Annotated in this window: 16 protein-coding genes and 2 tRNA genes; 12 read left to right on the top strand and 6 right to left on the bottom strand. The window is 62.9% G+C overall.

Translation table 11 applies throughout. The features are described 5' to 3' along the window. The first annotated feature begins 47 nt into the window (after positions 1-47). Positions 48-1,268 carry a glycoside hydrolase family 3 N-terminal domain-containing protein gene (locus ACNAOU_RS15120; RefSeq protein ID WP_281444339.1) on the top strand — a complete coding sequence of 407 codons (1,221 nt, stop codon included), beginning with the start codon at positions 48-50 and terminating at the stop codon, positions 1,266-1,268. A gap of 108 nt (positions 1,269-1,376) precedes the next feature. Here ACNAOU_RS15120 and ACNAOU_RS15115 read toward each other — a convergent pair whose 3' ends face one another. The 4 genes from ACNAOU_RS15115 to ACNAOU_RS15100 form a co-directional block, all read right to left on the bottom strand. Continuing rightward, positions 1,377-2,114 carry an amino acid ABC transporter ATP-binding protein gene (locus ACNAOU_RS15115; RefSeq protein ID WP_018776500.1) on the bottom strand — a complete coding sequence of 246 codons (738 nt, stop codon included), beginning with the start codon at positions 2,112-2,114 and terminating at the stop codon, positions 1,377-1,379. Then, positions 2,111-2,875 carry an amino acid ABC transporter permease gene (locus tag ACNAOU_RS15110; RefSeq protein WP_018776499.1) on the bottom strand — a complete coding sequence of 255 codons (765 nt, stop codon included), beginning with the start codon at positions 2,873-2,875 and terminating at the stop codon, positions 2,111-2,113. Before ACNAOU_RS15110 ends, ACNAOU_RS15115 begins: the two co-directional genes overlap by 4 nt. 12 nt (positions 2,876-2,887) lie before the next feature. Next, positions 2,888-3,838 (bottom strand): ABC transporter substrate-binding protein, encoded by a 951-nt coding sequence (locus ACNAOU_RS15105; RefSeq protein ID WP_026266960.1) that lies wholly within the window; start codon positions 3,836-3,838, stop codon positions 2,888-2,890. 319 nt (positions 3,839-4,157) lie between these two features. Continuing rightward, positions 4,158-4,868 (bottom strand): 3'-5' exonuclease, encoded by a 711-nt coding sequence (locus ACNAOU_RS15100; protein ID WP_026266959.1) that lies wholly within the window; start codon positions 4,866-4,868, stop codon positions 4,158-4,160. 66 nt (positions 4,869-4,934) lie between these two features. Here ACNAOU_RS15100 and ACNAOU_RS15095 point away from each other — a divergent pair, with 66 nt between their 5' ends. Genes ACNAOU_RS15095 through ACNAOU_RS15085 form a run of 3 tightly spaced genes read left to right on the top strand, consistent with a single transcriptional unit; the run spans position 4,935 to position 12,192 of the window. Next, positions 4,935-5,351: an MGMT family protein gene (locus ACNAOU_RS15095; protein WP_018776496.1), complete on the top strand. Its 417-nt coding sequence runs from the start codon at positions 4,935-4,937 to the stop codon at positions 5,349-5,351. After that, on the top strand, positions 5,348-8,695 hold the full coding sequence (locus tag ACNAOU_RS15090; protein WP_422757167.1) for an ATP-dependent helicase: 3,348 nt from the start codon (positions 5,348-5,350) through the stop codon (positions 8,693-8,695). The genes ACNAOU_RS15095 and ACNAOU_RS15090 overlap by 4 nt, the downstream gene beginning before the upstream one ends. After that, on the top strand, positions 8,692-12,192 hold the full coding sequence (locus ACNAOU_RS15085; protein WP_422757166.1) for an ATP-dependent helicase: 3,501 nt from the start codon (positions 8,692-8,694) through the stop codon (positions 12,190-12,192). The genes ACNAOU_RS15090 and ACNAOU_RS15085 overlap by 4 nt, the downstream gene beginning before the upstream one ends. A 24-nt stretch (positions 12,193-12,216) precedes the next feature. On the opposite strand, the gene ACNAOU_RS15080 is transcribed toward ACNAOU_RS15085, so the two are convergent. Continuing rightward, positions 12,217-13,428, bottom strand: a complete 1,212-nt coding sequence (locus ACNAOU_RS15080; RefSeq protein ID WP_275775510.1) for a macrolide 2'-phosphotransferase — start codon at positions 13,426-13,428, stop codon at positions 12,217-12,219. Positions 13,429-13,610: 182 nt separating this feature from the next. Between ACNAOU_RS15080 and nudC the strand changes: the two genes are divergently transcribed. Genes nudC through ACNAOU_RS15065 form a run of 3 tightly spaced genes read left to right on the top strand, consistent with a single transcriptional unit; the run spans position 13,611 to position 17,349 of the window. Next, entirely contained in the window at positions 13,611-14,597 is a 987-nt protein-coding gene (nudC, locus tag ACNAOU_RS15075) for an NAD(+) diphosphatase (RefSeq protein WP_422757165.1), read from the top strand. Beyond that, positions 14,594-16,726, top strand: a complete 2,133-nt coding sequence (locus ACNAOU_RS15070) for an ATP-dependent DNA helicase UvrD2 (protein ID WP_018776491.1) — start codon at positions 14,594-14,596, stop codon at positions 16,724-16,726. Before nudC ends, ACNAOU_RS15070 begins: the two co-directional genes overlap by 4 nt. Then, positions 16,726-17,349, top strand: a complete 624-nt coding sequence (locus ACNAOU_RS15065) for a YgjP-like metallopeptidase domain-containing protein (protein WP_018776490.1) — start codon at positions 16,726-16,728, stop codon at positions 17,347-17,349. The genes ACNAOU_RS15070 and ACNAOU_RS15065 overlap by 1 nt, the downstream gene beginning before the upstream one ends. 57 nt (positions 17,350-17,406) lie before the next feature. On the opposite strand, the gene ACNAOU_RS15060 is transcribed toward ACNAOU_RS15065, so the two are convergent. After that, positions 17,407-18,843 (bottom strand): zinc-dependent metalloprotease, encoded by a 1,437-nt coding sequence (locus ACNAOU_RS15060; protein WP_039242198.1) that lies wholly within the window; start codon positions 18,841-18,843, stop codon positions 17,407-17,409. 213 nt (positions 18,844-19,056) lie between these two features. On the opposite strand from ACNAOU_RS15060, the gene ACNAOU_RS15055 reads away from it, so the two are divergent. The 5 genes from ACNAOU_RS15055 to ACNAOU_RS15035 all read left to right on the top strand — a co-directional run bounded on the left by ACNAOU_RS15055 (position 19,057) and on the right by ACNAOU_RS15035 (position 25,024). After that, a complete protein-coding gene (locus ACNAOU_RS15055; protein WP_422757164.1) occupies positions 19,057-20,211 on the top strand; it encodes a YlbL family protein in 1,155 nt (384 codons plus the stop codon). 126 nt (positions 20,212-20,337) lie between these two features. Next, entirely contained in the window at positions 20,338-23,322 is a 2,985-nt protein-coding gene (locus ACNAOU_RS15050) for a UPF0182 family protein (RefSeq protein ID WP_026266956.1), read from the top strand. 155 nt (positions 23,323-23,477) lie between these two features. After that, a tRNA-Met gene (locus ACNAOU_RS15045) sits at positions 23,478-23,551 on the top strand. 445 nt (positions 23,552-23,996) lie between these two features. Beyond that, positions 23,997-24,070, top strand: a tRNA-Met gene (locus ACNAOU_RS15040). A gap of 78 nt (positions 24,071-24,148) precedes the next feature. Continuing rightward, positions 24,149-25,024, top strand: a complete 876-nt coding sequence (locus ACNAOU_RS15035) for a GntR family transcriptional regulator (RefSeq protein ID WP_422757163.1) — start codon at positions 24,149-24,151, stop codon at positions 25,022-25,024. Positions 25,025-25,071: the final 47 nt, after the last annotated feature.

Genomic DNA, 25,071 nt, shown 5'->3' with positions numbered 1-25,071 from the left:
AATTACGGTTTACCATGCGCAAGTCCCACACAATTGCATCCCTCAGTATGAGCATCGTCGCCGCTGGAGCCTTCGTCGCCATCGCGTCAGGCTGTTCAACCGGGACAGGATCGGGCGGGGCATCGTCCGCAGCCGGAACGTCGCAGGTGCCCGCCTCATCGCAGCCAAGCCCGGCGACGGCCACACCTTCCCCGACGACTTCCGCTGCACCGGCACCCACGGCCGGGACCCCGTCACCGGCCGAGCAACAACTTGCGGCGTTAAGCCTTGAGCAGCGTGTCGGGCAGCTGTTCATGGTGGCGGCTAAGGCTACGGGCGCCGAGCCGGGCACCATGGAAGCGCTGAAAAAATACCATGCAGGGAATGTGTACCTCAGCGGGCGAAGCAAAGCCGGCACTTCCGCCACGGCTGCAGTCGTTTCCTCGCTGACCGGGACCGTTTCGCCTGCGACCACCGGCGGTGTTCCCCTGTTTGTCGCAACTGACCAAGAGGGCGGATTTGTCCAGGTTCTCTCCGGGCCAGGGTTCTCCACCATTCCCACAGCCTTGGTGCAGGCATCATCGGGTCCGGCGAAGATTCGGGCCGATGCCGCGGTGTGGGGGAGGGAGCTTCTCGGCGTGGGAGTCAACGTCAACCTTGCTCCTGTTCTGGACACGGTGACCAGTGCTCAGTTTGCACCCTCCAACGGTCCCATTGGCCATTTCCAACGTGAGTACGGCTTTGCGCCGGAGACTGTCTCGGAGCTGGGAAACGCCTTCGCCGATGGCATGAAGGACGCAGGGGTAGCGCCGGTGGTGAAGCACTTTCCGGGTCTGGGACGCGTTGTGCCAAATACCGATGTCACCAGCCATGTGCGGGACAGCGCTACAACCCGCACAGATCCTGCCCTGGGGCCTTTCAAGGCAGCGGTCGCGTCGGGCACCAAATGGGTCATGATCTCCAATGCCTATTACGACAAAATCGATCCCGCCAATATCGCACCGTTTTCGCCCATGGTGATGGACACGATGCTGCGCGGAGATATCGGATTCAAGGGCATTGTCCTGTCGGATGACCTGTGCAGCGCGGCCCAGTTGGAGGCTTGGTCAGATGCCGACCGTGCGCTGAACTTCTTTGGTGCCGGAGGAACCATGCTGGTCTGTGCTGATCCCACCAGCATTCCGGCGATGCACCAGGCTGTAGTGAAGAAGGCCCAGGCGGACCCCGCCTTCCGCGCCAAGGTGGACGCTGCCGCCCTGACGGTGCTGCGGATCAAGAACGGTCAGTAGGACCGGCGCACGAGCAGTAAAAAAGCCCCGCCCTTCCAGTGACGGGCATTGGCATGATCGTCGGGAAGGGCGGGGCTTCTCTGCAGTTCGGCTTGAGGACTTCCGGGGTCAGAGAACGTCCGAAAGGAAGCCTTGGAGGCGTTCCGTCTGCGGGTTGGTGAACAGTTGCTCCGGGGGACCGGACTCCACCACCACGCCGGCGTCCATGAAGGTCACGATGTCGGAGACGTTGCGGGAGAAGCCCATTTCGTGGGTTACCACCACCATGGTCATGCCTCCCTTGGCCAGGTCGGTCATGAGGGCGAGGACGCCCTTCACCAGTTCCGGGTCAAGAGCGGACGTGGCCTCATCAAAGAACATGACCTCTGGCTTCATGGCCAGTGCACGGGCAATGGCAACACGTTGCTGCTGACCTCCGGAGAGGTTGGCAGGACGTGAATCGGCCTTGTGCTTCAAACCCACAAGGTCGAGCTGGGCCAGTGCTTCATCGCGGGCCTGCTCCTTGGACATGCCGCGGAGTTTCCGCAGGGCCAGGGAAATGTTCTCGGCCACTGTTTTGTGCGGGAACAGGTTGAACTGCTGGAAGACCATGCCGATGCGGCGGCGAAGCTCGTCGGGGTTGTCCTTCAGCACCGAACGGCCATCCAGAAGGATGTCGCCTTGGTCCGGCTCGATCAGCCGGTTCATGACACGGAGCAGCGTCGACTTACCCGAACCGGAAGGTCCGATGACCGAGGCCGTGGTGCCCTTCTCAACATGGAGGTCGATACCGCGCAGCACATGGTTGCTGCCGAACGACAAATGGATGTTCTTCGCGGTCAGTGTCCCTGAAGCGAATTCACTCATGCCTGTGCTCCTTTTCCAACCACTGCGGCTGCCTCATCCGGTTCCTTCTTCTCCGGGCGGCCGGCGCGCATGCGGGCATCGATCCAGTTCACGAAGTGTGTGAGCGGGATCGTTAGTGCCAGATAGAAGATCGCTGCTGCAACGTACGGTGACAGGTTGCCGCTGTTGGCTGCGGCATCCTTGCCGATCTGGAAGATTTCCCGCTCGGTCGCCAGCAGGCCAAGCATGAAGACCAAGGACGATTCCTTGATCAACGCAATGAACTGGTTGACCAGGGCCGGAAGGACGCGGCGGATACCTTGCGGCACCACTACCAGGCGCATGGAGGAGCCGTAGCTGAAGCCGAGCGCCCGCGTGGCCTCGAGCTGGCCCTTGTCAACGCTCTGGATACCGGAACGGAAGATCTCGCCGATGTACGCGCCGGACATCAGCGACAACGCCGCGATGGCCATGGGGTACGGGCTGGTGGATCCGGTGAGTTCGCGAATGATCGGACCGAAACCGAAGCCAATCACCAGGATGGTCAGCACTGGCGGGAGCCCGCGGAGAATGTCCGTGTAAATGCGGGCTACCCACCGTGCTGCCGCGTTCCGGGAAATCCCCATCAGGGCAAGCAGCATCCCGAGGGCGGTGCCAATGATGCCCGAGACGACAGCCAGGACGATCGTGTTGGGCAGGCCAACGGCGAACATCTTGGGAATGACTTGGCCCATCGCCTCCCAGTCAAAGAAGGTATCGGCTAATTGATTGAGGATATCCATGGAACGCCTTGGTTACTTGGCCGGGAGCTGGACGGCCTTGCTGCCCGGCTTCCAGCCCTGGGGGGTCTGCTCTGCGGCAGTCGGACGGTCCTTGTACCACTCGGCCGTGAGCTTTGCCCAGGTGCCGTCAGCAATGACAGCATCCAGGCCGGAGTTCAAGGCGTCGATGAGCGGCTTGTTGTCCTTGTTCACGGCGTAGGCAGTGAAGTTCTGGGTGTTGACAACCTTCTCGGCGATCTTGGTGTTGTCGCCTTCCTTGACCTGGCCTTCGGCCTGCTGCGACGGGGCAACCCATGCGTCGATCTGGCCGTTTTTCACGTTGCCGTAGACGGTGTTGTAGTCAGGGAAACGTACCGGCTCGATCTTGAGGGTGTTCGTCATGTAGTCGTCCTGGACCGTGCCCTGGACAACGCCGATGCGGAGGCCTTCCTTGATGTCGCCGAAGCCGGTGATCTTGGAGTCGCTCTTGGTCACGACGGCCATGTAGCCGAAGTCGTAACCGTTGGTGAAGCCAACAGTCTTGCGGCGGGCGTCAGTGGTCGAGATGGAGGAGGATCCGACGTCGAACTGCTTGTTGCCCACCTGGGACAGCAAAGCGGAGAAATCGGTGGAAGCGAACTCGACCTTGAGTCCCAGCTTGTCGCCGATGGCGCGCAGGAGCTCGTTGTCGTAACCGGTGAACTTGCCGGAAGGGTCGATGAAGATGTTCGGCGGGGCGTCGGACAGGGTGCCTACGCGGATGGTGCCGTCGGTGATGAGGCCGAGCTTGGACTTGTCGATCTTGTCCAGGGGAGTAACGTCGGCGGTAGTGAAGCTGTCCAGCGACTTCTGGTCGCTGCCGGCGAGGGCGTCAGTGGCAGTTCCGCTGGGCTCGGAGCTTCCTCCGCCGCATGCTGCCAGGGAAATCACCAGGGCTGCGGCCACGGGGGCAACAGACAGCCACTTAGGGGCTTTGAATTTCATGAAGAAAATCACTTTCATCGGGTCACGGAGACGTTTCGCGGTGGGCGGGGAAACGGCAGCAATACAAAGGTTGGCTGTCCTAGCAGACTTCAACCCGCCAAACTTAATTATGTCACCAGCCCACAAGGGCGCCGTGAATCGAAGAAATGGTTGCTCACCCTCGATTTTCCCGAAGATCGTTCCCGTTGGAGCTGAATAGTAAGCTGACTGTTCCGGTTATGGCTCCGCGGGTGGAATTCACGCCTGAACTACGGGGCACCCGGGGGTTCCCGAAAAACGTGTGACATGCGTCGCAGAGAGCCTTTATCGGGGCCGGGGGCTAGAAACCGCCGCGGCTGGCGTCCACCGGAGGAAGCACTGGCCACTCACCCTCAATGACGGCAGTGGGCTTGCTGCGGCGCAGGTACTGCTGGAAATCCGCGGCCTGGGATGCGGCCCAGTCTACTTGCAGCTGGTGCAGCTTGGAGGCCGGCATCTGGAGTTTGGGAAACTTGCCGGCCATGGCATCCAGCACCCGGAGCGTGGCGAGGGCGTCGGCGGCAGAAGTATGCGCGTTGGTCAGATCAACCCCGTACTCCTCGCACAGGGCGGTCAGTGTGCGCTTGCCCTTGCGGTACCGGTCAACCTGCTTGTTCATCACATAGGGATCGAGCACAGGGAAGCGGCTCAGCTGGGGAACGCCGTAGCGGGCGGATTCGGCCGCCAAAACGGTGAAGTCGTAACTGGCGTTGAAAGCGATAACCGGAGTTCCGGCGTCGAACAGTTCCTGGAGTACCCCGGCGACCTCGCGCGTAACCTCCGCCGCCGGCCGCCCTTCCGCCCTTGCCTTCTCCGTGGTGATGCCGTGCACTTCGCTGGCTTCAGCGGGGATCTCCACGCCCGGATCCGCCAGCCATTCGTGTTCCGCGATGAGTTCCCCGTGGTCGTCCACCACGGTAATGGAAGCGGTGACGATCCGTGCGGAACGGGAGTTCTTCCCAGTGGTCTCGAGGTCGAATGCGGCGCGGGAGAGGGTGTTCCAGGAGCTCATGGTTTTCACGGTACCGGCTGGCACCGACACTACTGGGTAGGACACTCCTGCCGTTAGGCTGAACACATGCGGATGGAGTACGTAACGGCGGTCCTGGCCGTCGTGGACCTCGTTCCGCCTGCTTCGGCGGTGTCCTACGGCGACGTTGCCGAACTCCTCGGTTCGGGTGGGCCGCGGCAGGTTGGTGCTGTTATGAGCCACTACGGCAGCGCCGTGGCCTGGTGGCGGGTGCTGCGGGCAAGCGGAGAAGCGCCTCCCGGCCACGAAGCCGACGCTCTCCGGCACTATCTGGAAGAATCCACTCCGCTGCACGGTGCGTACCGGGCGTTCCTGCTGACCGGCGAAGGCAGGTGGCGCGTCGATCTCGCGGCGGCGCGATGGGCGCCCACGGACGGGGATTTTGACCAACTTGATGTGATCTCCGACCAGTTGGAGCGTCGACTCCATATATTGTCGGTACCCGATGATGAAATGACTGTGTGACCGCGACTCCTGCCAAACCCCGCCCAGCATCCGCAGCCCTCCGGCTGCTGCCGCCGCGGCAAACCCATTACGCGGCCCCTGCCTTGTCTCCCGACCAGCTCGCTGTGGTCTCCCTTCCGCAGGGGAGCGGGCCGATCCTCGTGCCCGGCGGTCCTGGAACCGGCAAATCCACCGTGCTCGTGGAGTCAGCTGTCCGCCGTGTCCGCGAGGACGGACTGGACCCCGAAGAGATCCTCATCCTTGCCCCGGGCCGCCATGCGGCCGCTGCCCTGCGCGACACCTTTACGGGTCGGCTGGACCGCAGCCTCAGTACGACGCCGGCCCGCACCTGGGCGTCCTATGCTTTCGATATCATCCGGCGCGCCAAAGCTGAAGGTGTCCTCCCGCTGGCGCGGCCGCCCAAGCTCCTCTCCGGTCCTGAGCAGGATCTCATCATCAAGGAGCTTCTGGAGGGCCACTCGCGTCCGGGCTTCCAGTTGCCCTGGCCGGACGACCTGGCCGCGGCGCTGCCCACCCGGGGCTTCCGCCATGAAATCCGCCAGTTGTTCGATCGCATCATCGAGTCCGGACGTACAGCTGACGATCTGGTTGGCCTGGCCTACGAGTGCGGAAGGCCCGACTGGATGGCCGCCGCAGAACTCTACAGCGAATACAGGGACATCCTCGATCTCCGTATGCCGGAGGCCTTCGACCCCGCCGGGATCATTACCACTGCCCGGCAGATATTCCAGGACTCCCCGGACTTCCTGGCTGAAGAGCGGCGGCGCCTTCAGTTGTTCCTGGTGGACGACGCCCAGGAATCCAACCCCGCGGTGTTCGAACTCCTGGCTGATGTTGCGGAGGGTAAGGACGCGGTGGTGACCTACTCCCCGGATACCGTGGTGCAGGGTTTCCGTGGCGCACGGCCGGATCTCGTAGCGGAGCTGCCGGCACTCCTGGGCGGTCCGGAGCGGGCCGTCCTGGAACGGCCACTGTCCATGACGCACCGCCACGCTCCTGCGGTGGCTGAGGCCTGGTCCCGGGTAGCGGCCCGTATTTCGCAGCGTTCCGGCGGTCAGTTGGCGAGGCAGATGGAACAGCCCCCGCACGCCGGGGCTGAAAATACGGCACTTTTCCCCGAGGGCAGGGTGGAAGGCCACGTGCTGCCCTCCGCCGTTCACGAGATGCGTTACGTCACCCAAAGAATTCTTGAAGCGCAGCTGCGGGATGGCCGCGAATTCAGCGACATCGCGGTGATTGTCCGCAATGGCGGGCAAATCTCACAGTTGCAGCGCTACTTGGGTGGACAAGGCATTCCGGTGCGGGTTCCGGTGGCAGACTCTGCTGTTCGCGACGAAGTCGCAGTGCGTCCCCTTCTTGAAGCATTTGCCGTTGTGTTGGACCCGGTCAAGCTGACCCCCGAGACCGCTGTATCACTCCTGACCTCCCGCATCGGCGGGGCTACGGCCATTGAACTGCGAAGACTCCGTCAGTCACTGCGGCGTGAGGAACTTCTTGGAGGTGGCGGCCGGTCCAGCGACGCGCTGCTGGTGGAGGCCCTGCTTGAACCGGGTGCGTTGGCATCGCTGGGTATCGAGGGCAGTGCTGCCCGACGACTCGCTCGAACAATCTCGGCCGGTGTTGCAGCCGTCGCCGAACCCGGAGCCAACGCCGAATCAGTTCTCTGGGCGTTGTGGCAAGCCACGGGCTTGTCCTCACGGTGGGCCGAAGCAGCCTTGGAAGGCGGTGCCGCCGGGGCCCGTGCCGATCGGGACCTTGACGCGATGATGGCGCTCTTCCACACTGCCGAACGTTTCGTGGACCAGCTTCCTGGCTCAGGGCCGGAGCAATTCCTTGACTATTTGCTGAACCAGGAGCTGCCAATGGACACGCTGGCAGCACGTGCACAACTTGAAGACTGCGTGGAAATCATGACCCCCGCCAGTGCTGCCGGGCGGGAGTGGCCGGTGGTGATTGTCGCCGGCCTCCAGGAAGGTGTCTGGCCAAATACCCGCTTGCGCGGCGAACTCCTGGGCAGCACGGTGTATGCCGATGCCGTGGAGCACGGGGTGGATTACGCCCTGGGCCGGGGACCGCTCAGCCGGCTCCGGGATATCCGGTACGACGAACTGCGAAGCTTCTCCACCGCCATCTCACGTGCACGTGAGGTCCTGATCTGCACGGCTGTCTCCTCTGAGGATGAGCAACCGTCCGCATTCCTGGACTATGTGGCTCCCTTGGGCCAAGGGGAATACAAACGCAGTTACACCCCCGTGGACCGCCCCATGACTTTGCGGGCCCTCGTGGCGGAACTCCGGCAGCACGTCCAACTGGACGAGTCCTCAGGCCAGGAGCCGGCGGCTGCGCAGGAGGCCGCCCGGATACTGGCCAGGCTTGCCAGCTCGGAGCCTCCGGTTCCTGGCGCGGATCCGGACACCTGGTGGGGCCTGGCGCCCCTGAGTTCCATGGACCCGGTTGTACCCCCGGGCGGCACAGTCTCCGTTTCACCGTCCAAAGTGGAAGCGGTCCACAAATCCCCGCTGGACTGGTTTGTCCAGGCCGCCGGAGGAGAGGCGGCCACCGATTTCGCACGCAGCCTGGGCACCCTTGTCCACAGCATTGCCCAGGACCTGCCCGAGGCTTCGGGCGGAGAGTACGTGGCCGAACTCGTCCGCCGTTGGCCTACGTTGGGGATGAAGGACAACTGGGAGGGGCGGCTGGACTTCCAGCGGGCTGAGCTCATGGTCCGGAAACTGGCCCAGTATGTCCTCATTATGCGAAGCGAAGGCAGGAGCCTTCTTGCGGTCGAGCACGACTTTGAAGTCCAGCTTCCTGACGTCAGGCTTGATGCGGTACCCGCCGGGGACCTGGACCCCGAAGGCCTCCAACGTCATGCCGTGCTCCGCGGTCAGGTGGACCGGTTGGAGCTTGATGCCGAGGGGCGGCTGGTCGTCGTCGACCTCAAAACCGGAAAGCGCCAGCCGGGCAAGGCAGAAGTCGCCAACCATCCGCAGTTGGGCGCCTACCAGGCGGCAGTTTTGAAGGGTGCGTTCCAGGACGCGGCGCCGTCCGGAGAAGAACCTGGTCCCGGGCTCCCCGCAGAAACGACGAAACCTTCCATGCCCGGGGGCGCTGTGCTGGCCCAACTCGGTACCAAGACCAAGAGTCCGGCTGTTCAGCAGCAGGACCCCCTGGAGCCCGGTGATAACTGGGCTGAGGCCTTGGTCAATGAGGCCGCAGCGTTGATGGCCGGCGCAACGTTTGAAGCACGGCACGATCCAGGCAAAAGCAGTCATGGCGGACATGGTTGCCGTCTTCCGGACATTTGCCCACTGTGCGCGCGAGGAAAGCAGGTTACCGAATGAGCACTGAACTCCTGGACGGTGTGGGGGCCTCCACATTCGATGGCGGCGCGGGTACCCCGGAGCCCCGTTTTACGCCGTCGCAGCTGGCGGACATCCTGGGCGAGAAGAACCACCCCACGTCCGAACAGTCGGACATCATTTCTTCCGCACTGACGCCGCGTCTGGTCATTGCCGGAGCGGGTTCCGGAAAGACCGCCACCATGGCCGACCGTGTGGTGTGGCTTGTCGCCAACGGCTGGGTCCGCCCGGAAGAGGTCCTGGGCGTGACGTTCACCCGCAAGGCTGCTGGAGAACTGGCCAGTCGAATCAGGAGCAAGCTGGCCACACTCCAGCGGGTGGCCGCCGAAGACGATGGCACCATCGGATTCCCGGCGGACCTGCTCGGCGCTGATGATCTGGAGCCCAGGGTTTCCACTTACCATTCGTACGCCAGCGCAATTGTGTCCGACTACGGCCTGCGCTTGGGGATAGAGCGTGATGTCGTCCTGCTGGGTGGCGCGCAGTCCTGGCAGTTGGCCAGCGAAGTCGTAGAGGCCTACGACGGCGACTATGAGCACTTCACAGCCGCAAAGTCGACGTTGGTCAACGGTGTCATCCAGTTGGCAGGTGAATGCGCCGAGCATCTCCAGGACCCGGCCATGGTGCGTGAATGGGTGCTCGAACGGGTGCAGGGATTCGAACAGCTTCCCTACGTGGCCGGAGCTAAGAAGAACCCGACACAGGCCGCCGGGGAACTGGCGGCGATGCTCCGGACCCGGGCCAGCGTGGCTGACATGGTGGTCCGATACCAGGAGGCCAAACGCCAGCGCGGGGTCCTGGACTTCGGGGACCTGGTGGCTCTGGCTGCCCGGATTGCGCGGGACATCCCTTTGGCCGCCGCCACGGAACGCGCGCGGTACAAGGTGGTTCTCCTGGACGAGTTCCAGGACACCTCGCACGCCCAGTTGGTTCTGTTTTCGCGGCTCTTCGGCCAGGGCCACGCCGTCACCGCTGTCGGTGACCCCAACCAGTCCATCTACGGATTCCGGGGCGCTTCGGCCGGTCAGCTCTTCCATTTCGTGCAGGAGTTCCCGGTCGTTCACAAGGCGGCCGGGGAAGATTCGACGTCGTACGCCGTGGCACCTACGTCCTACCTGACCACTGCCTGGCGGAACGGAAGGAACATCCTGCAGGCAGCCAATACCATCGCCGCGCCCTTGAACAAGGCTGCGGGCGCCGGCGCAGCGGCGGGGGAGAAAACGGACTCCGGGACCGTTTCCGTCCCGCCGCTGGTACCCAGTCCTGCCGCTGTTGACGGCAGCGTGGTCATCGGGCGGTTCGGAACTGATGAGGACGAGGCTGCCGCGATCGTCCGCGATGTCCGGCGTTACCAGCGGACTGTGTTCGAAGAAGAGGCCGACGGTACGCCGACGAAACCGACCATGGCGGTTTTGTGCCGCCGGCGCGCCCAGATGGAGTGCCTCCGCCGTGAGTTCGAACTGCAGGGAATCGCTTACGAGATCGTCGGCTTGGGCGGACTGCTGGACACCCCGGAGGTCGTGGATGTTGTGGCTACCCTGCGCGTCCTGGCTGATCCAGGACGTTCTGATGCCCTGATGAGGTTGCTTGCCGGGGCACGCTGGCGGATTGGTCCGGCGGACCTGATGGCTTTCAGCGACTGGTCCAGGTTCCTCGCCCGGCGTCGGTCCGCCCCGGACGCACAAGGTGAAGCGAGCGAAACTGACGAGGAAGCATCGGCCGTGGTGGTGGAAAGCGATATCACCGACGCCGCCAGCCTGGTGGAGGCTCTTGACTACCTGCCCAGGCCGGGGTGGACTTCCGGCCATGGAAGGAGCTTGAGCGGTGCGGCCTTGGATCGCCTGAACACCCTTGCCGCGGAACTGCGCTCCCTGAGGAGTTTCATCGGCGATGACCTCACCACGCTGCTGGGCGAGGTGGAGCGGGCCATGCTCCTCGACATCGAAGTTGCCGCCAAGCCGGGGGTCAGCATTCATCAGGCGCGACGAAACCTGGATGCCTTCCAGGACGCCGCGGCGAACTTCCTCCAGACCTCGCAGCGGATCGATCTTCTGGCCTTCCTGTCCTGGCTGGAGGCAGCCGCCTCCGAGGAAGGCGGTCTGGACGTCGCACCGCCGGAGACCAACCGCGAAGCCGTGCAGTTGCTGACCGTCCACGCCTCCAAGGGCCTGGAATGGGACGTGGTCTTCGTACCCGGCCTCAACGCAGGTTCGTTTCCCAGCAACAGGGACTCCCGGTGGAGTACCGGCGCCGCGGCATTGCCGTGGCCCCTGCGCGGAGATCGCGCCGACCTTCCTCAGTGGGACCTTGACCAGTCCGACCAGAAGGGCTGGCTGGATGCAGAGAAGGACTTCAAATCGGAAGTCCAACACCATGGTGAAGCTGAGGAACGCCGCCTTGCCTACGTTGCTTACACGCGGGCAAAGTTCGTCCTATGGGCCTCCAGCGCAGCGTGGAATGGTTCGCGCTCGGGGATAGCCGGGATGTCCGCCTTCCTTTCGGAGCTGGCGCCGCTTGCCGGGCTGGGGCAGGAAGGTGACGGACGTTGTGGCATTGCCGCGCAGGCCGACGTCCACCCTGATTCCGTGTCAGAAGAAGCCTTGCCCGACACCAGCCCTTTGACGACTTCGCTGGAGATAGCTCAATTTCCCTACGATCCTCTTGAAGGACCGTCCGACCCGAGGACCGGAGCCCGCCTCAGGCTGGCGCCTGGCCGTCGGGAGGCCATGGACCGGGCCGCAGCAATGGTGCGGGCATACATGGAAAATCCCGACATCGAACATTCCTCGCCCCCCTTGGGCGGTGCGGCCGGAAAGTGGTCGCAGGAAGCTGAGCTCTTGCTGGACCGGCAAAGGCGACGGAAGGCAATCCACGACATCCATCTGCCCAGCCATATCTCCGCGTCACTATTCGTGGACCTCGGCGACAACCCTGCGGCCGTACTGTCCCAGCTCCGCAGGCCTGTTCCCCGGGAACCGGGAATCTCGGCGCGCAAGGGTACAGCGTTCCATGCCTGGGTGGAGGAGTACTTCGGGACGACAGGAATGCTGGACCTCGACGAGGCTCCCGGCTCGGACTCGCACATTGATGAGGCCTATGGGCTGGATGACATGGTGGCTGCGTTCAAGCAGTCCGAGTGGGCGCAGCGTGCTCCGGCCTTCGTGGAGGTGCCCGTGGAAACCCGTATCGGTGACGTGGTTGTCCGCGGCAGGATCGATGCCGTGTTCCGTGACGCCGATGGCCGGTGGCAGTTGATTGACTGGAAAACCGGACGACGTCCGGCAGGAAGACAACTGGCAACGCGCGCGGTGCAGCTGGCCGTGTACCGGCTGGCGTGGGCGCGGCTCAAGGACGTGCCCCTGGAGGAAGTCAGTGCAGCCTTCTACTACGTGGCCGAAGACGCAGTGGTGCGCCCGCATGATCTGGGCAGCGCCGCGGAACTTGAACAGATCGTTGCCGAGGCCTTGAAAGCCAAGTGAGGTTCGGGCGAGGACAAATGAAGCCTAGGAACGGTCCGCCGTGTGCAGTGGCGTGACCACGCTGATGGCGGCCGTGGACGTGTCGTCATGGTCGCTTGAGGCATCGTCCCCGGCCCGGGCGGAATCCGCCGAGGCTGTCGTATCAGGCGAGTCAGTCGACCCTTCGGCGGCCGGCTCGGCAGCGGGGATTGCTGCCACCGAAACTGTTGGACCGGCGTCGGGAATTGCCACCACGCTGACCGCAGGTTGGTGGGCAGCAGCCATCGCGGCCTGATGCTCCGCAATTTCCCTTTCGGCGGCTTCCGCCTCTTCATCGCGGCGTGCCTGGTCCTCTATGTCGCTGGCGAGGGACTGCAGCATGGACTCAGCTTCCGCTGTCATGCTTTGATGTCCGGCTGCCATGGCCTTGACCAGATATTGGGCCAGTGCGAACTCTGCGAGCAGGGCAGCGCGGCGTAGCAGGTGGGCGTCCGGGGTCTCCCTGCGGGCCTGGGTGTAGTGGTCCAGCACTGCTTCCACAAACGACGTTTCGTTGGAGGCCACCAGCCACGCGAAATCGTCGGCAGGGTCACCGATCCGCAGATCAGTCCACCCTGTCACTGCGGTGACGTTGTCGCCCTGGACCATCAGGTTGTCTTCGTGGAGATCGCCGTGGACTACGGAGGTGTTGAACCGCCACAGGGCGACATCCTCCAGGGCATGCTCCCACCTGCGCAAGAGCGTGGCAGGAATCTTGCCCGTTGTTGCCGCCTGATCCAGTTCGTTGAGCTTGCGCTGCCTGAATTCATTGGCCGAATAGCTGGGAAGGTCTGCATTGATGACCAGGCTCAGCGGAAGATCGTGGACAGCAGCCAGTGCCGCACCGATTTCCTTGGCCAATGCCGGGCTGCTGGCCGAGAGTTCTTCGATGGACAGCACCGATCCCTGAAGGTGCGCATAAACGAAGGTAGTGAGAGAGCCCTGCCGGACGGTGCCGGCAATGGTGGGCACATGGAAGGGCAGTTCGGCCCGTACGGCAGGGGCGAAGGCCCGGAGCACCATGAATTCGGTTTCCAGGCGCGTGCTCGCCTCAGGATGGCGCGGCGAACGGACCCGCCAGCGTTTGCCTTCCGCGTCCAACAACGACGCGGAGTCGAAGTCTGCGTTGTCGTCGGGGGAATAAGCTGTAGCCGTCGGCGCCAAACCAGGCACCGCCGCGGTTGCTATAGCGGCCAGTTCGAGCGGTGTTCTTCTCACCTCTCCACGGTAGATTGAGTGCGGCCGATGGCCATGATGCAGCGCGGCGAGTCTTCAGATCCGCGTCAAATCGACAGCGGATCGGCCCAAAAGACCGACCTGGCTGCGTGCCGGCACCCGCTCTCCACAAGCGGCGGGCCTTTCAAATGTTTTTTGTCGGTACGAGTCAGTACGGTAGATACATGAGTCATACGGAGTCGCCGGCGCTTGCCAACCACCTGATGGACACTGTTCTTCCCGTCCGCCCTGCCATGGTGGATCGCGGTTCGGGCGTCCGTATGAAACCCGGCATGGTTGAAGACGTCATCGCTTCAGGCACTGCCAAGGCCATGGTCATCTCGCAGCGCAAAGCGCTGGTGACTGCGGAGGGGCTCTGGTTCGGCGACGCCACCGCCCTGTGGACCGCACTGAAGGAGTCCGACGCCGGTGCTGCCGCCATCTATTTGGGTACCACCTTGATGTCGTCCTCGTTGCCGGAAGGAACCCCGGTCCTCCTGTTCACAACCGCCGAGCACCCGGTTGCGGGAACGGCCACGATCCCCTCGGACGTCGAGTGGGCCGGGTTCCGGGATGTGGCTGCCACCTTGGATGCCATGGACACTGCACTGTTCATCGAAGCCAGTGCGATTTCCAACTGGCATGCCACCCACACGCACTGCCCGCAATGCGGCAACCCCACGGAGGTTGAAGCGGGCGGCTGGGTCCGGCGCTGTCCCAAGGACAACTCGGAACATTACCCGCGCACCGATCCTGCCATCATTGTCACCGTGGTGGGACCTGACGGCCGCCTACTCCTCGGTGGCGGCGGCCCTGTTGACGCCAAAAACTACTCAACCCTGGCTGGATTCGTGGAGCCGGGCGAATCCCTGGAACAAGCTGTGGTGCGGGAAATCGGAGAAGAGGTGGGTGTCCGCGTGACGGCCTGCCAATACCTTGGCTCGCAGTCCTGGCCTTTCCCCGCGTCCCTCATGCTGGGGTTCACGGCCACCACTGACGACGCCGTTGCCAGGCCGGACGGCGTGGAGGTAACACGGGCGCGGTGGTTCAGCAGGGATGAGCTGCAGGAAGCTGTGCTCAGCGGCGAGATCACGATTTCCACGCGGCTTTCGATTGCCCGTTCCCTGATCGAGCACTGGTACGGCGGCGTCATCGAAGATCCCCAGCCGTGACAGAGGTGTTTTTCGACGCCGGTGGCTCACTTGAGGAGCGCATCCTCGGCGGCTTGGACGACGAGCAACGTGAAGTGGCAAGTACCCTGACAGGTCCCATGTGCGTGCTGGCCGGAGCTGGTACCGGAAAGACCCGTGCCATCACCCACCGCATCGCTTACGGTGTCCACTCAGGGGTCTACAGCCCTCAGCGGCTGCTGGCCGTGACATTCACCGCGCGGGCCGCTGCCGAAATGCGCAGCAGGCTTCGCGATCTTGGCGTGGCCAATGTGCAGGCCCGCACCTTCCACGCCGCAGCTTTGAGGCAGTTGCAGTTTTTCTGGCCGCAAGCCATTGGCGGTACCTTGCCGAATCTCTTGGACCACAAGGCCAACATGATCGCGGAGGCTTCCCGCCGCTTGCGCCTCAGTACGGACCGCGCTTCCATCAGGGACCTGGCGGCGGAGATCGAATGGGCAAAGGTATCCATGCTGACGCCCGCCAATTACCTGGAGAACGCCCAGGGCCGTGGGACACCGGGCGGGTTCGACCTGACGGCAGTTTCGCGGGTTTTCCAGGCATACGAGGACATCAAGACTGACCGTAACGTCATCGATTTCGAAGATGTCCTGCTCATTACAGTGGGAATTCTCCAGGAGGATCCCAAGGTGGCTGCGACCGTTCGCGAGCAGTACCGGCATTTTGTGGTGGATGAGTACCAGGATGTTTCCCCGCTCCAGCAGCGGCTCCTGGATTTATGGCTTGGTGGCCGCGATGAGTTGTGCGTGGTCGGAGACGCCAGTCAGACCATCTATTCCTTCACAGGAGCCTCTCCCAAGCACCTGTTGGGATTCAAAACCCAATTCCCTGGTGCAAGCGTGGTCAAGCTCATCCGTGACTACCGGTCCACACCCCAGGTCGTGAAGCTGGCCAACGATCTTCTCGGATCCCGGCGGAGCGGGGGACCCGTCGCCGATGCCGCATGGGCGCCGCCCCTCAAGCTCGTGGCCCAACGACCGTCCGGTCCGGAACCGAAGTTCATGGAGTGCCCGGACGACGAGGCCGAGGCAGCTGTCGTCGCAGGCAGGATCCAGGAGCTGCTCGATGCCGGGGTCCAGGCCAGCGAGATAGCCATCCTTTTCCGTACCAATGGTCAATCCGAGGCTTATGAACAGGCGTTGGCATCTGCGGGCATCGGTTACCAGCTTCGTGGTGGTGAACGGTTCTTCGCCCGAAAGGAAGTCCGTGATGCCATCCTGCAACTCCGGGCTGCCACCCGGGCCGTTGCGGAGGGCCCCCAGGAGCCCCTGGGCCAGATCGTTCGGGACATCGTAGCGTCCCTGGGATACACCGAAGCTGCGCCGCATAACGGGGGAGCCCTCCGTGAGCGCTGGGAGTCTTTGGCCGCGCTGGTTGCCCTGGCTGACGAGTTGGCTGTGAGCCGCGGTGAGTCATTCACGTTGGCTGAGTTCGTCAACGAGCTCCAGGAACGTTCCGTGGCCCAACATGCCCCGACGGTCCAGGGTGTCACGCTTGCTTCGCTCCACTCTGCCAAGGGCCTCGAATGGGACGCAGTGTTCCTGGTGGGCCTCAGCGAAGGCCTGATGCCGATCTCCTTCGCCGATACGCCCGAAGACGTGGACGAGGAACGGCGGTTGCTCTACGTGGGCATCACCCGCGCACGTGAACACCTGAACCTGTCATGGTCAACGGCCCGCACACCCGGCGGGAGGGCCAACCGTAAACCATCGAGGTTCCTGGACGGCCTTCGCCCCGACTCCGTGGCGTCCGCAAATGCCCGTAGCAGGACAGGCCCGGTGCGCAGGAAAGCTGCCGCACCGGCGTCGTGCAGGGTGTGCGGAAGCATGCTCGCCACCGGCGCTGAACGGAAGGTGGGACGCTGCAACCAATGCCCGCCCTCTTACGAGGAACAAACGTTCGACGCCCTGCGGCAATGGCGCAAGGACGAGGCAAAATCCGCCGATGTCCCTGCCTACGTCGTTTTCACCGACGCCACCTTGACGGCAATCGCCGAGGCCAAACCGACCTCCCTGGAAGAGCTGGCGGGCCTGGCCGGCATCGGACCGTCCAAGCTGGAGCGCTATGGCGAAGCTGTCCTGGCGGTCTTGGCGGAGAGCGCTGTTCTCTGATGGCAGGCGCACGGGCAGGGGACCGCGACGTGCCCCAGGTGACCGACGACGGAGCTCCGGTTGTCGTGCGCCGGTCAACAAGGCGGCGTCGAACGGTCGCAGCATTTTGGGAAGACGGCAACGCCGTGGTCGCTATCCCGGCGAGCTTCACCAAGTCCCAGGAGCGTGAATGGGTACGGCGCATGCTCGTCAAACTCAAGAAGCAAGGCGAGCAGCGGTCCGGCAGGAGCAAGCGCCGCCCCGCAACTGATGAAGTACTTGCTGAGCACGCCGCGCATCTTTCGCGTACCTACCTCGGCGGGCGTGCTGTCCCGTCGTCGGTCCGTTGGGTCGGTAACCAGAACTCGCGGTGGGGTTCGACGACGCCCGCAGATGGCAGCATCAGGTTGTCCAACAAGCTCCAACCCATGCCGCAGTGGGTGATTGATTACGTCCTGGTACACGAGCTCGCGCACTTGCTTGTCGCAGGGCATAACGCGCACTTTTGGTCGTTGGTTGATGCCTACCCCGAGACCCAGCGGGCCAAGGCCTTCCTGGAGGGAGTGGCCTTCGCGACGTCGAGGGGGCTCACCGGAGAAGCCGGCCCCGAAGACCACTCCGATACAGCCTCGGACGAGGATTAAAGCAGCAACGGCCGCCTTTCGAGGCGACCGTTGCTGACGGTTGTGTTTGGGACCCGGTTATTTAACCGGCGGCTGGGGATCGTTGCCGTCGGAGTCAGGCTCGTCGGCCGGGGTGTCGGAAGATTCGGTTTCACCAGCGTCGTCGGCTGTTTCGTAGCCGCCGTCCAACAGTTTCTGAAGGGCATCGTCCACTTCACTGTCGCTTGCCTCGGCGAGGCGCCTGCGCTCGGAGAAGCCCTTGGGATCGTCCAGGTCGGCGCCGGTGGGCAGCAGGTCCGGATGGTGCCAGATGGCATCGCGTCCGGCGATGCCGCGCTCTTCCTTGAGGGTGGCCCACAAGGTGGCAGCCTCCCTGAGGCGTCGAGGACGCAGCTCCAAGCCGACCAGTGAAGAGAAGGCATGTTCTGCCGGTCCACCGGTGGCGCGCCGGCGTCGGACGGTCTCACGCAGGGCGGTCGCGGAGGGCAGGACCTTGTCGGTGGCCTCAGCGGTAAGTTCGTCCACCCAACCCTCGACAAGAGCGAGGGCAGTCTCAAGCTTTTCCAAGGCGGCCGTCTGCACGGGGGTGCGTTCCGGAGTGAAGACGCCCTGGGACAGAGCCGCCTGGATGCCTTCGGGGTTGCTGGGATCGAGATCCCGGGCCAGGTCTTCAATGCGGGACATGTCGATGTGGATGCCGCGGGCGTAGGCCTCGATGGCACCGAGCAAGTGGCCACGCAGCCACGGAACCTGCACGAACAACCTGGCGTGCGCTGCTTCACGGACGGCCAGGAACAAACGGACGTCGTTCTCCGGCAGGCTGAGCCCTTCGCCGAACTTGGCTACGTTCGCCGGCAGGAGTGCCATTTCCAGGTCCGCCAATGGGACACCGATATCAGTGGAACTGACAACTTCCGCGGACAGGGCACCGATTGCCTGGCCCAACTGCATGCCGAAGATCGCTCCGCCCATGTTCTGCAGCATGGAGGAGGCTCCGCCCATCATGGACTTCATTTCCTCGGGCATTTGTTGGGTGAGTGCATTGGACAAAGCGTTGGCAACGCTGTTCGCTACCGGTTCGGTCAGCCGCTTCCAGGTCCCAAGCGTCGCTTCCACCCATTCAGCGCGCGACCAGCCGCGTCCGATCAATCCTGTGGCGGACAGGTCAGTGACGGGGTCGAGCCATAATTCGGCGAGCCTCAGGGCTTCGTCGACTTCCCTGGCTTGTTGGGCCGTGACCGATGGGTCGCTGCTGGAGGCGGCCACCCGGCGGGCGTTCTCATGCGCAAGCTGCCAATTCACGGGGCCCTCGGAGGTGGAACTCATCATGGCCTGGACCTGGGCGAACATTTGCTGGAGCAGCTGGGGATCGTTGGGCAGGCCCGCAGCCTTGGCCAGTTCAGCGGGATCGATGTTGCCCATGCCCTGTCCGCCCATGAGGTTCTGCAGCATTTCTGCCAGGGGATCCTTGGGAGTCTCGTCGTCGTTGGACGGGTTGTTTGGGTTGGAAGTCATGGTGCCGCCGATCGTCGAACTGGCTGGTGATCTCTTTCACCGTACCGCGCGGCCGGAAAGCTGTCTGCCCGGACGCGGCGTCGTTCGCTGTAGGCAAAGCAGTACAGCTGCGCCGTACCGCGTAGTGTTGATGTTTGGTATGTGCTGCCGCCGCCTGCGGCGGGAGCAAGCCATAGGAACCGGTCACGCCATGCCGGAAAAAGAGAGGCCTCAATGCTTACTTCACCCAGCCCCGAGGGCTCCTTTACCTCGCGCCAGAGCCAGGATCCGCGTCAAAAGTCCGACGCCGATCCCTCCACGGTGCCTCCCGCACCTCCGGGTAACGGCCGCTACATGATCATGGTGATTTCAGGGCTGCTGGCTTTGGGCCTCGGCATCGGGGCGGCCGCGTTGCCGGTCCCGTACGTCATTGAGTCGGCCGGCCCGACGTTCAATACTCTGGGCAAGGACGGTGACAAGCCGGTCATCAGCATTTCCGGCCACGAGGCGTTCCCGGCCAAAGGGAACCTTGACCTCACTACCGTGGTCATGACCGGCGGTCCCAAGACTCCCGCCACTATTTTCGATGTCTTCCGTGCCTGGCTCGACAGTTCCAAGGCGATCTACCCCGAGGAACTCATTTATCCCAAGGGCACCACTGCAGAGCAGACGGTCCAGCAGGGCGAAATCGACATGGAGACATCTCAGGAGAATGCAGTGGCCGCAGCGTTGCGGCAGCTGGATATTCCCTTTGAGCAGCGGCTGGATGTTGCCGGATTGTCGGACCCTTCGCCGTCCGCCGGCAAGATCAAGGAAGGTGACCGCCTGAAGACCATCAACGGGAAGGCCATCACCTCGATGGCCGTAGTGCAGGCCGAACTTGCCGCGGGCGCGGGTGCTCCGGTCGCCGTCGGGGTGGAGCGGAACGGCGCCCTCGTCACCGAAACAGTTACCCCCACCATGAACCAGGCTGACCGGTATGTCCTCGGGGTGCTGTTGTCGAGCGATTTCACCTTTCCTTTTGATGTCAGCATTTCGCTGGACAACGTTGGAGGTCCCAGTGCGGGAATGATGTTCGCTTTGGGGATCGTGGACAACCTGACACCGGGTGATCTGACCGGGGGCAAACACATCGCCGGCACAGGCACCATCACCGCCGACGGAAACGTGGGCGCGATTGGCGGCATTGCGCAGAAGATGATCGGTGCCCGCCAGCACGGAGCCACTATGTTCCTGGCTCCGGCGGCGAATTGTTCCGACGTCGTTGGGCATGTCCCGGATGGACTTCAGGTCGTCAAAGTGGAGACGTTGGCCGACGCGACCGCTGCCGTGGAGCGACTCGGGTCCGGACAGGACACGGCGGGCCTTCCCACCTGCACAAACAACTAGACTGGCGGTGGAACTTAGCTCCACCGCCACTCGTGGCATATATGACGGCCTCCGCCATATCCCAGCGGCAGAGAATGTCAAGTACTCGCACACCGACTGTTCACTGACACCAATGAGGTACAGAGTTTGTCCCGTCCCGCCAGCTCCAACCCGCCCGGAAGATCACCGCTGAGACGAGGTGCCCTGACTCCGACGCTCATTGTCGTGGCCGTGGCCGTCGTCGGGTTCATTTTCTTCGCCAATGTGTGGACTGACGTCCTCTGGTACCAGCAGCTTGGTTTCTTCGAAGTTTATCTTCGGGAGAATCTTGCCAGGATCATCACGTTCCTGGTCGGTTTCGCCATGATGTTCGCAGCGGTCTTCTTTGCCATCAGGATCGCGTACCGTTCACGCCCCGTCTACGCTCCTGATGCGGAGTCCCGGGATAACCTCAACCGCTACCAGGCGCAGCTCGAGCCTGTCCGTCGGGTGGTCATGATCGGCCTGCCTATTCTCTTCGGACTCTTTGCCGGAAGCGCGGCAGCCAGCCAATGGCAAAAAGCCTTGTTGTTCTTCAACCAGGAGCCCTTCGGCCAAACGGACCCCCTGTTCAACCTCGACATCAGCTTTTACCTGATGTCGTTGCCGTTCCTGGGTTTCGTCACCGGGTTCCTCATCAGTATTACCGTGGTGGCCGGCATCGCCGGCATCCTCACCCACTATCTCTATGGCAGCATCCGCCTCATGGAGCGGGGCATCTTCACCAGCCGTGCAGCGCAGATCCACATTGCGGTGACGGGCGCGCTCTTCCTGATCCTGCTGGGCGTCAACTTCTGGCTGGACAGGTACACCACCGTCCAGAGCAACTCCGGCCGCTGGGCCGGCGCCTTGTACACGGACGTCAATGCCGTGGTGCCCACGAAGGCGATCCTCGCAGTTGCCGCGGCTTTGGTAGCCATCCTGTTCATTATTGCTGCGGTGATCGGCCGATGGCGCTTGCCGGTCATTGGTACCGCGATGCTGGTAATCACGGCGATCCTCGCCGGCGGCGTCTACCCCTGGGTTATCCAGCAGTTCCAGGTCCGCCCCTCGGAGAACACCCTTGAGCGGGAATTCATCGACCGCAACATCAACATGACGCGGTCTGCCTACGGCCTGGACAAGATTGATGTCTCCGCCTACAACGCCACGACGACGGCGACGGCCGGTGCATTGGCCGCGGACGCGCAGACCGCAGCCAACATCCGGCTCCTTGACCCGAACCTCATCTCATCGGCCTTTGCCCAGCTTGAGCAGTTCCGCCCGTACTACCAGTTCCCGCAGACCTTGAACGTCGACCGCTACATGGTGGACGGCAAGGTCCAGGACACGGTGATTGCAGTCCGTGAACTGAATCCCGACGGCCTGAGCGCGAACCAGCAGACCTGGGTCAACAGGCACATCGTGTACACGCACGGCTATGGCGTGGTGGCTGCAAAGGGCAACAAGTTTACCGCTGACGGCAAGCCCGAGTTCCTGCAGTCCGGCATTCCGTCCAACGGTGTCCTGGGCAACGACACTACCTACGAGCCCCGGATCTACTTCGGTGAGAACTCGCCCGAGTACTCGATTGTTGGTGCCCCGGATGGCGCTCCGAACCGCGAGCAGGACCGTCCGGCGAGCCGCGAAGGCGGGGGAGAGACGCAGTACACCTTCAATGGCAATGGTGGCCCGAACGTGGGCAACTGGCTCAACCGGATCCTCTACTCCATCAAGTTCCAGTCTTCGGACCTGTTGCTCTCGGACGGCGTCAACGCTGAATCGCAGATTCTCTACGACCGCAATCCCCGCGAACGGGTGGAGAAACTTGCTCCCTACCTGACGGTGGACGGCAATGCCTACCCGGCAGTGGTTGACGGCCGCGTGAAATGGATTGTCGACGGCTACACCACCAGCCAGTACTTCCCGTATTCGCAGCCGCAGCAGCTGCAGAACGCCACGGCTGACTCGCAGACCAGCGCCGGTCGGACCGTTGCCCTGCCGAACAGCTCCGTGAACTACATCAGGAACTCGGTCAAGGCCACGGTTGATGCCTACGACGGTTCGGTAAACCTCTACGCCTGGGACGACCAGGACCCCATCCTGAAGGCATGGCAGAAGGTTTTCCCGACCACCATCAAGCCGTACTCGGAGATGTCCGGCGACCTCATGAGCCACGTCCGCTACCCGGAGGATCTCTTCAAGGTCCAGCGTGAACTCCTGGGCCGCTACCACGTGACGGATCCTGACAACTTCTACCAGAACAACGACGCGTGGAGCGTTCCGAACGATCCCACCGTTTCCGAGGCAGTAAAGCAGCCGCCGTTCTACATGTCCCTGCAGATGCCTGACCAGGAGAAGCCTGCGTTCCAGCTGACCTCGTCGTTCATCCCGCAAACCGTGAACGGAAACGCCAGGAACATTCTGTACGGCTTCCTTGCGGCAGATTCCGACGCCGGCAACGTCAAGGGCGTCAAGGCAGACAGCTACGGCAAGCTGCGGCTCCTGCAACTGCCAACCGACACACAGGTTCCTGGTCCGGGACAGGCACAGAACAAGTTCAACTCGGACCCCACAGTGTCACAGGCGTTGAACCTCCTGCGCCAGGGTGCGTCCGACGTTCTGAACGGCAACCTGCTCACCTTGCCCGTCGGTGGCGGCCTGCTGTATGTCCAGCCTGTCTACCTGAAATCCACGGGTGAGACGTCCTATCCGACACTGCAGCGTGTCTTGGTTGCCTTCGGCGACAAGATCGGTTTTGCGCCGACGCTTGACGCGGCCCTGGACCAACTGTTCGGCGGCAACTCCGGAGCAACGGCGGGCGACTCGGCCAATAATGGCCAGACGCCCACCACGCCCCCGGGAACAACTACCCCGCCAGCCGGACCTACGGATGCCAAGGCTGACCTCAAGGCAGCCTTGGAGGCGGCCAACAAGGCCATCCAGGACGGTCAAGGAGCCCTTGCCAAGGGTGACTTTGCCGGTTACGGCGAACAGCAGAACAAGCTGTCAGAAGCCTTGAAGAAGGCCATGGACGCTGAAGCCCGACTGGGGACAACGTCGACGCCGTCAGCTACTCCAAGCGCGACGCCGTCACCATCGCCGAGCAGCTAAGGCCGCGCGTCGATTGAAGGCCGGCACCCGCTCCTTATGGAGCGGGTGCCGGCCTTTTTTGCACGTGCCGACCATCCGTGAGGCGGGGGGGAGATGCACATCACGTCGCCAGGATTTGGTCTGCCATTCACCGGACGGTAATGTTGTTCTTGCGACGCGGGGTGGAGCAGTTCGGTAGCTCGCTGGGCTCATAACCCAGAGGTCACAGGTTCAAATCCTGTCCCCGCAACTGGAGAAAAGGTCCGGATCAGTTATAGCTGATCCGGACCTTTTGTTTTGCCTCCAACCCTTGCTCACGTCCCGCGTGTTTGCCCCCAACCCTCGCTCACGTCCCGCGTGTTTGCTCCCAACCCTTGCTCACGTCCCGCGTGTTTGCTCCCAACTCTTGCTCACGTCCCGGCTGTTTGGGCGCAACCCTTGCTCACGTCCCGGCTGTTTGGGCGCAACCCTTGCTCACGTCCCGGCTGTTTGGGCGCAACCCTCGCTCACATCCCGCGTGTTTGCTCCCAACCCTTGCTCACGTTCCGGCTGTTTGGGCGCAACCCTCGGTCGCATCCCGCGTGTTTGGGCGCAACCCTCGCTCATGTGGACCAAGACTGCAGCGTGATCTGCGGCACCTTTGAAGGCCCATGGTCAGAGACACCCTGAACCGTGGGGTAGAGTTGTTCTTGCGACGCGGGGTGGAGCAGTTCGGTAGCTCGCTGGGCTCATAACCCAGAGGTCACAGGTTCAAATCCTGTCCCCGCAACTGGAGAAAGATCCGGATCAGTGAAACTGGTCCGGATCTTTTGTTTAACCCAGGGCGCTGAAAGATGTCGTTGACGACGTGGGTGCTAGCATCGAATCCGGATTTGCTGAGGCAGGAAAAATTCTTCGATGGGACAGCCTTATGGTCAATGGTGACGTCAACTCAGGCCCCGAGCACAAAACACTTCAGAGGGACAGCCCTGTAGCGGTGTACCAGCAGGTGGCTGACGTCCTGACGGACCAAGTGAGCCGTCTGGAACCGGGATCGCGCATTCCAACCGAAGAGGCCCTCATGGACGAATATGGGATCAGCCGAACGACTGTCCGGAAGGCAATCGAAACGCTGGTGTCCAAGGGGCTGCTGGTCCGTCGGCAGGGGAAGGGCACTTTCGTGATGGCCCAGCGCCCGGTGAAGATGCTGAATCGACTGGCACCCTTCATGGAAACCTTTACCGCTGCCGGCATGAAGACCGTCAAGGGGCTCATCGAATACAAATGGATGGAAAAGGACCGCAGTGTTCCAGCGAAATTGGTTTCCGATGACAACCTGGTCTTGGTAATCCGACGTTCCTACTCGAGCGCTGGGTGGCCGTACGCAATTGCGGAGATTTTCATTCCCTCACATATTGGGCGGCACATCAGCTTGGCTGACGCCGAGCGGAATTCCATCTACCAGGTCATCCAGGACAGAACGCTGAAGCCCCTCCATCGCGCCGAGATCACCGTGACCATGCATGCACCCCCTGAGCACCTTGCAGACGCTCTGAACGTGCGTGGGTTTGCGATGGTGCCCAGGCTCGAAAGGACCACGCTTGGACCCCATGGAGAGGTCCTGGAGTGCACAGTGACCTATTTCCATCCGAAGGGATTCGAAATTCGCGCCGAGGTTGCAACAGATGCCAGCCCGGGGCAAGAAACGCCGTCATCCACCGAAGGACAGGCGGCCAGCGCTTAAAACGAGGTGGGCAGGATCCCTCGGGATCCTGCCCACTTGGCTGTCAG

Source organism: Paenarthrobacter sp. C1 (assembly GCF_049315185.1).
Taxonomy (GTDB): domain Bacteria; phylum Actinomycetota; class Actinomycetes; order Actinomycetales; family Micrococcaceae; genus Arthrobacter; species Arthrobacter nicotinovorans.
The sequence above is the reverse complement of the archived record's forward strand: the minus strand, read 5'-3'. Positions and strand labels throughout refer to the sequence as shown.